General features: G+C 57.6%; 9 protein-coding genes and 1 pseudogene. 4 read left to right on the forward strand and 6 right to left on the reverse strand.

All coding sequences use genetic code 11. The features are described from left to right. Together D8V06_RS26300 and D8V06_RS26305 are read left to right on the forward strand one after the other, a co-directional pair. On the forward strand, positions 1–1850 hold a 1850-nt coding region (locus D8V06_RS26300; RefSeq protein WP_130932104.1), incomplete at its 5' end, for a SurA N-terminal domain-containing protein. 201 nt (positions 1851–2051) lie between these two features. Then, positions 2052–2891, forward strand: a complete 840-nt coding sequence (locus D8V06_RS26305) for a DUF2242 domain-containing protein (protein WP_130904244.1) — start codon at positions 2052–2054, stop codon at positions 2889–2891. Positions 2892–3210: 319 nt separating this feature from the next. Here D8V06_RS26305 and D8V06_RS26310 read toward each other — a convergent pair whose 3' ends face one another. The 4 genes from D8V06_RS26310 to D8V06_RS26325 form a co-directional block, all read right to left on the reverse strand. Beyond that, positions 3211–4251, reverse strand: coding sequence for an AraC family transcriptional regulator (locus D8V06_RS26310; RefSeq protein WP_130907302.1), 1041 nt, complete (start codon positions 4249–4251; stop codon positions 3211–3213). A 3-nt stretch (positions 4252–4254) separates the two neighbouring features. After that, a complete protein-coding gene (locus tag D8V06_RS26315) occupies positions 4255–5385 on the reverse strand; it encodes a nitrilase-related carbon-nitrogen hydrolase (protein ID WP_130904246.1) in 1131 nt (376 codons plus the stop codon). A gap of 246 nt (positions 5386–5631) precedes the next feature. Next, positions 5632–6042 carry a hydroxyisourate hydrolase gene (gene uraH / locus D8V06_RS26320; RefSeq protein WP_130932105.1) on the reverse strand — a complete coding sequence of 137 codons (411 nt, stop codon included), beginning with the start codon at positions 6040–6042 and terminating at the stop codon, positions 5632–5634. A 10-nt stretch (positions 6043–6052) separates the two neighbouring features. Beyond that, entirely contained in the window at positions 6053–6514 is a 462-nt protein-coding gene (locus D8V06_RS26325; protein WP_241664272.1) for a heme-binding protein, read from the reverse strand. Positions 6515–6702: 188 nt separating this feature from the next. Between D8V06_RS26325 and D8V06_RS26330 the strand changes: the two genes are divergently transcribed. Both D8V06_RS26330 and D8V06_RS26335 read left to right on the forward strand, forming a co-directional pair. Beyond that, on the forward strand, positions 6703–7374 hold the full coding sequence (locus D8V06_RS26330) for a heavy metal response regulator transcription factor (RefSeq protein WP_056854732.1): 672 nt from the start codon (positions 6703–6705) through the stop codon (positions 7372–7374). Then, positions 7371–8741, forward strand: coding sequence for a heavy metal sensor histidine kinase (locus D8V06_RS26335; RefSeq protein WP_130932106.1), 1371 nt, complete (start codon positions 7371–7373; stop codon positions 8739–8741). The genes D8V06_RS26330 and D8V06_RS26335 overlap by 4 nt, the downstream gene beginning before the upstream one ends. A gap of 22 nt (positions 8742–8763) precedes the next feature. Here D8V06_RS26335 and D8V06_RS31060 read toward each other — a convergent pair whose 3' ends face one another. Both D8V06_RS31060 and D8V06_RS26340 read right to left on the reverse strand, forming a co-directional pair. After that, the gene (locus D8V06_RS31060) at positions 8764–8889 is read right to left on the reverse strand and encodes a hypothetical protein (RefSeq protein ID WP_277751158.1); all 126 of its coding nucleotides are present in this window, start codon (positions 8887–8889) and stop codon (positions 8764–8766) included. Positions 8890–9017: 128 nt separating this feature from the next. Next, positions 9018–9355: pseudogene (locus tag D8V06_RS26340) on the reverse strand (SAM-dependent methyltransferase); the annotation flags it as partial.

Genomic DNA, 9355 nt, shown 5'->3' on the forward strand with positions numbered 1-9355 from the left:
ATTCACAAGGCTGGATTGCCAAGACCATTATCGGGGTCATCGTTGCACTGATGGCTTTGACCGGTTTCGACGCCATTTTTCAGGCCACGACCAACAAGAATGAAGCGGCGAAGGTCAACGGCGAAGAAATCAGCCAGAACGAGCTGAGTCAGGCGGTCGATATGCAACGCCGTCAACTCATGCAACAGCTGGGCAAGGATTTCGACGCTTCCTTGCTCGACGAAAAAATGCTGCGCGAATCGGCTCTCAAAGGCTTGATCGATCGCAAACTGCTGCTGCAAGGCGCAGAAAGCTCCAAGTTCGCTTTCTCCGAAGCGGCCCTGGATCAGGTCATCCTGCAAACCCCTGAATTCCAGGTGGATGGCAAGTTCAGTCCAGAGCGCTTCGATCAGGTCATTCGCCAACTGGGCTACAGCCGTATGCAATTCCGCCAGATGCTGGCTCAGGAAATGCTGATCGGTCAGTTGCGCGCCGGTGTGGCGGGCAGTGGTTTCGTCACGGATGCACAGGTAATGGCCTTCGCCCGTCTGGAAAAACAGACCCGCGATTTCGCTTCCCTGAACATCAAGGCCGACCCGGCAGCGGTGAAGCTGACTGACGACGAAGTCAAAGCGTATTACGACGAACACGCCAAGGAATTCATGACGCCGGATCAGGTGATCATCGATTACCTGGAGTTGAAGAAGGCTTCTTTCTTTGATCAGGTCAGCGTCAAGGACGAAGACCTGCAAGCGGCGTATCAGAAAGAAATCGCGAACCTGTCCGAGCAACGCCGGGCTGCGCACATTCTGATCGAAGTGAACGACAAGACTACCGAAGCTCAGGCCAAAACCAGGATTGACGAGATCCAGGCACGCCTGAACAAGGGTGAGAAGTTCGAAGCGCTGGCCAAGGAGTTCTCGCAGGATCCTGGTTCGGCGAACAACGGCGGTGATCTGGGTTATGCCGGTCCTGGCGTTTACGATCCTGTATTCGAAAAAGCGTTGTACTCGTTGAACAAGGACCAGGTTTCCGAGCCGGTTCGTACCGACTTCGGCTTTCACCTGATCAAGCTGCTGGGTGTGGAAGCGCCTGAAGTGCCGACGCTCGCCAGCCTGAAAGACAAGCTGACCCGTGAGCTGAAGGCCGCGCAGGTTGAGCAGCGTTTCGTCGAGGCGACCAAGCAACTGGAAGACGCTTCGTTCGAGGCTTCCGATCTGGCCCAGCCAGCGCAGGACTTGAAGTTGACCGTTCACACCTCCGCGCCGTTCGGCCGTGAAGGTGGTGAAGGCATTGCGGCCAACCGTGCCGTAGTCACGGCTGCGTTCAGCCCCGAAGTGTTGGATGAGGGTGCGAACAGCACCGCCATCGAGCTCGATCCGGAAACCGTAATCGTGCTGCGTGCCAAGGAACACCTCAAGCCTGCGCAACTGCCGCTGGAAAAAGTGTCAGCTGCCATTCGAGTGCAATTGACCAAAGAACACGCCAGTGCTGCTGCCAAGACCAAGGCTGACGAGTTGATTGTCAGTCTGCGCGATGGCAAGACTGCGCTGGACAAGGCGATCGATGGTCAGACCTGGAAAGTGACTGAAGCGGCGACCCGCGCTCAGGAAGGGGTAGACCCTGCTGTGTTGCAAGCGCTGTTCCGCATGCCCAAGCCTGCCAGCAAGGACAAGCCGACGTTCAGCAGCGTGACCCTGCCTGATGGCAGCCTGGTGATCGTACGCCTCAATGGCGTGAATGAAGCAGCAGCACCTACCGAAGAAGAGAAGGCTCAATACCGTCGCTTCCTCGCGTCGCGTGTAGGCCAGCAAGACTTCGCGGCTTATCGCAAGCAGCTGGAAAGCCAGGCCGAGATCAAGCGTTTTTGATCCAGGTTTGAGTTGAGTCTCACAAAAACCCCGGCCCCGAAAGGTCGGGGTTTTTTGTTACATCTGCAACGACGAACGCGCGGGACGTTTGCCAAATATCGGAGTCAACACACCTGTAACTGTTTTAAGACACAATCGTTGCGCCGCTAAGCATCGATCTGTTGCACAATACGCCCCGAACCGTTTTTCTCAGGATGTTCAATGTTTAAATCATTTCCCATGCGGGTTGTCGGGCTGGCGTTGCTGCTGGCCACTGCTGCCGGTTGTTCGTCGAAGAAGACCGCCATCTATGAGCATGAGAATTTCGACGACTCCGGAACATTTTCCCGCAACTATCCGGTGACCGATTCTGCGTCTTGTGAAGCCGCTCGTCGGGCTTTGCTCAGCCAGGGTTACATCATCACCAGCAGCGATCCGAAATTGGTCAGCGGGCACAAGAGCTTCCAGCAGACCGGCGAGACCCACATGGAAATCAGTTTCAGTGTGGTCTGTGCCGAAGATGGTAGCGCCGGGCATCACGCCACGGTGTTCGCCAACGCCTTGCAAGACCAGTACGCACTGAAGAAAACCAACAACTCCGCCAGTCTTGGTGTCGGCGTGCTGGGGTCGGTGTCGATGCCGATCGGTTCGTCGGACGACTCGATGGTCAAGGTCGCGAGCGAAACCGTGACTTCCGCCAAGTTCTACGAGCGTTTCTTTGCCTTGGTCGAGCTGTTCCTGCCCAAGGAAGTAAAGGAAGCGGCGCACATTACCGAGAAACCGAAAACCGATCTGGGCGTTCCTGAGCCCAAGGCTGTACCGGCATCATTGGCCCCGGAAGCCGCCGCAGCGCCTGCACCCGCGGCCGAGGCACCCAAGGCCGCTGAAGTGGCGCCAGCCGCTTCTGAACCGGTAGCACCGCCGCCTGAGGCCGCACCGATCACCACCGCCCCGGCTTCGGAACCCGCCCCTGAGGCGCAAACCATCACGCCGCCTGCCAACCCCAGCGATTTGCCTGCGCCAAGTGAGCCGATTCAGGCGATGCCGGTTACTGGCCAGTAACATTTGCAAACATTGATACAGATCAAGCCAGGCCGCCGTTCGGCGGCCTGAATTAAAAAAGCCGCTGATAAATTCCTGATGCCCTGCTACGTTTTATTCAGAGGCGACGCAGAGTTGTGCCCGCGTCATTTTTCTTTCACACGGGCACCTTACCCTCGGATTCGCTGATCACTGGGTCAGACGCAATTTCAACAAGCTGTGGGGGATTCGAAAATGGACGATTATCAAGAAGAGCTGCTCGAGTATCAGGCGTTTGAACTGGACCCACTGGAACCTGCCGAAGACGCTACCGAGCTTTAAGCCGTCAAGGCTTGCTGCTTTAAGCAGATTGTCTGTGGCTGCGGCGAAACTCGCCGGGAGTCTGGCTGGTCCAGCGTTTGAACGCGCGTTGAAACGCTTCGGCTGAGGCAAAGCCCAGCAGGTAGGCGATTTCGCCGAACGCCAATTCGGTATCGCGAATGTAAGTCATGGCCAGGTCGCGACGGGTATCGTTGAGGATTGCACGAAATTGCGTGCCTTCTTCGGCGAGTTTGCGGCGCAAGGTCCAGGTGGGCAGCTTCAGGCGTGCCGCCACTTCTTCCAGGTCGGGTTCCCGGCCACCATTGAGCAATGGCCCCAGTAACTGAGTGATGCGTTCACGCAGGCTGCGGGTGCGTGTCAGCTGCTCCAGTTCCCGTTCACACAAGCTCAGCAAGAGGCGCCAAGTGCTCGGGCAGTGCTCTGGATTGCGTTGGGCGAGGCTGGCCAGGCTCAGGCGCAATTGATTGTGTTCGGCACCAAATTGAATTGTGCAGTCGCCCAGCGCGTCGTAGGCGGCGCTGTAGTCGGGTGCTTCGAATTCGATGTCGATGCGTTCGGCGCTCAGTGGGGCAGGGCTCACACTGGACAACTGCTGCAACCAGCCCGCGAGGATAGAATCCACTACGAAACGGTTGTAGCTGTTGTAAGGGCTGATGGAGTAAAAGCGCAGCCAGGCTCCCTGCGGGTCTTCGTGAAAGCTTGAATGGCCGCGATAGTTGGACCCATACAAGGCTTCGAAGCGAATCAGGCAGCGCGCCGCCTCGCGTACCGTGGGTGCCTGGGCTGCCGTGATGCCCGCCAGGCCCGCTTGGCTGAGGCGGCTGAGTTGGCCCATGCGCAAGCCGAGCGCCGGGTTGCCGGTCAGCTGAATCGCACCATGTCCCAGACGCATGTAGCGCGGAATCGAAAGGCGCGCACCCGCTTCGCTGAGGCGGGCCGTGTCCAGGCCGTATTGCTCGAGCAGGGGCTGGGGGTCCGCATCGAAGCTGCGCACGGCGTCCGCCAGGCTATGAACGAAGCCCACCGATAAATCGCCGAGACGCATCGGCAATGGTTTCATGGCTTACAACCACAGGTTCAGCAAACGCGCGCCGCGGGCATTGTCATCGGCAAAGTGTTGACCGTTGCGGCTGAGAAAACTTTGCCCGGCGCTGGGCTGATCCCAGAACTGGCCGCGCAAGAACACGCTCATGCCGGCGATAGCCTGGCTGGAGGGCGCTTGAGTGGTCAGGGTCAAATGGTGCCACGCTTGGCCTTCGCTGAGCTCCCCGGGCTTGAGGCTGACAGAGCCGGGTGTCGATGAACCTTTGTAGCCGCGCCATGGTTGATCCCAGGTGCCCCGGCCGACAACGAACGCCGGGACCGCGACGAGTTGTGCCCGTTCAGCGTCGAGCTTGCGGTAGTTGTCCGGGTACCAGCTGTCGCTGCCGATCAGCACGCCCAGACGCCCGGCCGGGGTGTCGACGACATTGAGCGCATGTTCGCCATTGGCCTTGATCGCATCCCGCTGTTCAAACACCGGATGCATCTGTCGCTGCGGCTGACCGATGGGCAAACCCTCGCGGCTGAATACCACACTGCTGTTATACAGCGCGCCGCGACCGATTTTCAGTGTGCCGTCGATGACGCTGGGCTCGGGCAACACGATGGAGCCAGCCACCAGTGTCACGTCGAATTCTTTCGCCAGCCCGCCGAACAGCGCCTGATAGTCCTTGGCCATCCCTTTGGCTTTCATCCGCAAGTGAGCATCGTCCAGACGGCTGCTACCCTCGGCGCCGATCAGTGCCCGGACGAACTTCAACGGATTGCTCACGGCCAGCCAGTTCATGGCCTCCTTGAGTGTGGTGGCCTGGTACAACTCATCCTTTTCGCCGCTGACCATCAGCCACGTGCCGATATGCTCCGGCAGCACGACAATGGTTTTCGCATTCAACAAACCTTGATCCCGAGCCTTTTGCAGGTAAGCGGCGAGCTTGCGGTGCAAGCGTTCAGGGCTTTGATAGTCGGTTGGAAACAGCTCGGGCTGGATACCCAGCAAGTTGCCCCGATCAGCGGGCTGGCCCTGATCGACAGCGAGATCGATGCGCAGGTCCGAGAGGTAATGGCCCATCGGGCGATCGGCGGCCCACATGGCGTAGGTTGTGAGGGCGGCGACCAGCGCCATGGATAAAGTCAGGTACAGAAGTTTGCGCATGGGGGAACAGTCAACGGCCGTATAAGGGCATGGTTTTTCAGTATGGATAGTATCGAAGGCTACGGCAAATCAATGGGTTGGTAAAAAATCCAGACAATCAGGGATATTTCCCTGCCAGTTGCCCCAAGTTGTGCACTCGGTCATCGCACAGGTTTCAATGCCAAAGACAAAACGGCAACGCCGCCCCTTGGGGCGGCGTTGTGATGTATCGGTGCGCAATGAAATCGCTTGAGTATCGCTTATTCATCAATTCCCACGGTAGGTGGAGAAGCCATAGGGGCTGAGCAGCAATGGGATGTGGTAGTGCGGGACGGTGCCGTCCACCTCGAAAATGACGGGTACTTCCGGAAAGAAACTGGACGTCTTATGTGCCTTGAACCACTCACCGGTCTTGAAGGTGACACGGTAAGTTCCTTTCTCCAGACCCCGACCTTGCGGATACAGCCCGGTGATGCGGCCTTGCTCATTGGTTGCCGCGCTGTTGAGCAGGTCCCAGGTTTTTCCATCCTGTTTTTCCAAAGTGACATTCACTCCAGGGGAGGGCAGGCCATCCTGCAAGTTGAGTACATGCACGCTCAATGGATTGGCTGCCGCTGCCGCCAGGGTTGAAAGGGCACTCAATACAGCGCCAACGAACAAACTTTTCAATACAGTCATGGTGATGTCCTTAGTTTTTAACGGCAGGTAAAACTTTGTTGATAGCGACCACTGCACAACCTTCATCGTTTGCAGCGCCACCCGCACCGGCCACTCCGATGGCGCCGATGACCTCACCATCGAATTGCAATGGCACGCCTCCGCCGAGCAGCAACAGCTCATCAAGGGTGTTGAGGTTTTGTGCATCTGGATTAGCGCGAGCGCGTTCGGTTAACAACCGCGTCGGTGTCTTGGTCGACAGCGCGGTATAGGCTTTGCGTTGCGCGGCTGACGTGTTGTGCGGGCCAACATTGTCATCGCGTTGCACGGCAACCAGATTGCCGCCACGGTCAACAACGGCGGCAACGGCTGTGCGCCCCTCGGCGTGGCAAGCCGTCAGCGCGGCATTAAGCAAATCGTTGGCCATTGCAAGTGACACGTCCTTGCGCTGCGCAACCTGATCCGGGGCTGCAACGGCGAACGCAGAGCTCATTGCGAGTGTGAGCAGCAATGAAGTCGATAGGCTTGTAGGCATGCGGTTTCCTTGGCTGAGTCTGTTTGATTCATTGCCAGACATCATGACCAGTGCACCCCGTCAGAATGATTGCCTGCGGATTACCAATATGTAATGTGAGAATTCAGCGAAGCGGGCTAGCCTGTGCTCCAGTTTTGGAGGAAAAAATGCGTATCCTGGTGGTTGAAGATGAAACGAAAATGGCGGATTACCTGCGCAAAGCCCTGACTGAATCAGGCTATGCGGTAGAGATCGCTCTTGACGGGCTGGACGGCCAGCATTTGGCGCAGGAGAGTGAGTTCGACCTGATCATTCTGGATGTCATGCTGCCAGGGCTGGATGGCTGGCAATTACTGCAAATCATCCGGCGCAAATGGCAGACTCCAGTGCTGTTCCTCACCGCGCGCGACTCGGTTGATGATCGGGTCAAAGGGCTGGAGTTGGGGGCCGATGATTATCTGGTGAAACCTTTTTCCTATGCCGAGTTGTTGGCCCGCGTACGCACTTTGCTACGCCGTGGTCCGCCTCGCGAAGTCGAGCATTTTGTGGCTGGCGACCTGAGCCTGGACTTGTTGCGCCGCAAGGTCATGCGCAACGGAGAGCGCCTCACCCTCACCAATAAGGAATTCGCCCTGCTGCATCTGCTGCTCAGTCGTGAAGGGGAAGTCCTGTCGCGCTCGCTGATTGCCTCCCAGATCTGGCAGATGAACTTTGACAGCGACACCAATGTGGTCGATGTCGCCATCCGTCGACTGCGAGCCAAGGTTGACGATCCTTACGCGCTGAAGTTGATCCACACAGTGCGTGGTATCGGTTATATGCTCGAGGTGCAATCCTGAATCTGTATCCGCGCACCCTGAGCCTGCGTCTGGCGATCATGTTCGCACTGGTCAGCGGGCTATTGCTGGGCTCCCTTGGTTTTTATCTTTATCAATCGTTACAGCGAGAAATTGCCTGGCGCGATGACCAGGCCCTGCTGGGGCGGCTGGAGCGCATGCAAGCATTGATCAGCGATAGCGACAGCATCGAGCAACTGCGAGGGCGGCCCAAGCTCTACGAAAACATGTTGGGCAATAACGACAATCTGCTATGGATCGTCGATGACACCGGCAAGGTGTTGATCGAAATCAACCCAGTGCGTATGACCTTGCCAACGCTGCCGGCTGCACCCCAGGCTCGCCTCGGTGACGGTCACGCGCCTGAATCAGTGCGGCTTGCCTGGCGGGATGTCATGCAGGGTGATCGCGGCTTGACCCTGATCGCTGGCAAGTTGTTGAGTGAGCGCGACCAGATGCTGGGTGCTTATCGACTCAAGCTCTGGCTGGCCATGTCCGTCGGTGCGCTGTTGGCTTTTGCATTCGGCTGGTGGGTGAGTCAACGAGGCTTGCACCCCGTGCGCCTGCTGGAAAAACGCGCCGCCGGAATTGACGTGCAGCATTTGCATCTGCGGCTGGATGAGTTCAATGAATTGAATGAACTCAAAGTGCTCTGTAATGCCCTCAACCAAATGCTTGCCCGCCTTGAGGATGGATTCGCCCAGCTTTCACGTTTCTCGGAAGACCTGGCCCACGAGATGCGAACCCCGCTTGGCAACCTGATGGGACATACCCAGCAAGCCCTGAGGCGCAGTCGCTCTATCGAGGACTATCAGAATCTGCTGGTTTCCAATCAGGAAGAGTATGAAAGGCTGGCGCGAATGATCGACAGCATGCTGTTTCTCGCTCGCACCGAGCAGCCAAACGCTGGCGTTAAATTTGAGCACATCAACCTGCACGATCTGGTTGAGCAGCTATGTGAGTATTTCGAAGGCGTGGCCCAAGAGCGAGATGTGCAGCTGCTAAACCTGGCCCGGGATCAGTTGCTGGGTGATCCAGACTTGATCCGTCGAGCATTGGCTAACTTGCTGGCCAATGCGTTGCGCTACGCAAATCCTGCGTCTGCAGTGACGATCAGCAGCAGAGTTTCTGAGCACAAGCTAAAAATCACGGTGAATAACCAAGGGGAGCCGATTGCCGCAGAGCATCTTCCACGATTGTTTGAGCGCTTTTATCGATGCGACCCGTCACGTAATCAGCCCGACGATTCCGGGGGACTGGGGTTGGCCATTGTTCGCTCAATCATGCAACTGCATGGCGGTTGTGTAGCCGTTGAAAGCACTGAAGCGGGTACGAGCTTTCATTTGGAATTTCCCTTGAAAAGCGCTTGAGCGGTCTTCGCTGACATTCAGCTTAGTCGTACATGCGTTGAATGTACTGGCCACTGACGCAGTAGGGTTTTGAACCCAGGTATTCGCCATCGGCGTGCATGACCGTGCCCAGTGTATTGGGGATTTCGACCCAGTTGAAGGCGTCCATATAGATCCGAGATGTTTAGCCGACAATGGGTGTTGTAGCGAATGACCGCATATGGCTGTGGAGTCAACCGGTCGACGAAACAGATCGGCAAAAGACGCCTCGATCCACCGAGCGGGGCTTCTTTCGGTTTAATCCCTGTTAACTGCAGGATTGAGTGCCATGACGATCCACGCCGCGCCGTTGATCATCACAGACCGTTTCCCGGGGAAGCCCGCGAAGGCGGCACGAACCGCGGTCGAGGCACGGGCGCGGATGTCGTCAGGTTGATCAGCGAGCACAAGCGACAGCGGGCCGCCCTCGAACGCCATCTTTACCGCGTCGTCGATCGCCGCGTCCCGCGTCTCGCCCTCGCCGAACGGGATGGAAGCATCGAAGGGCGTGATAGTGACATCGGTGAAGCCGGCTGATGTCAGAATGCGTGCCACCCGCTCCTGGTCGCCGAACGAAAATGGGCCGGGCGCTTCGG

Origin of the sequence: Pseudomonas sp. Sample_24 (genome assembly GCF_004307605.1) — a bacterium.
In the GTDB taxonomy this organism is placed as follows: Bacteria; Pseudomonadota; Gammaproteobacteria; order Pseudomonadales; family Pseudomonadaceae; genus Aquipseudomonas.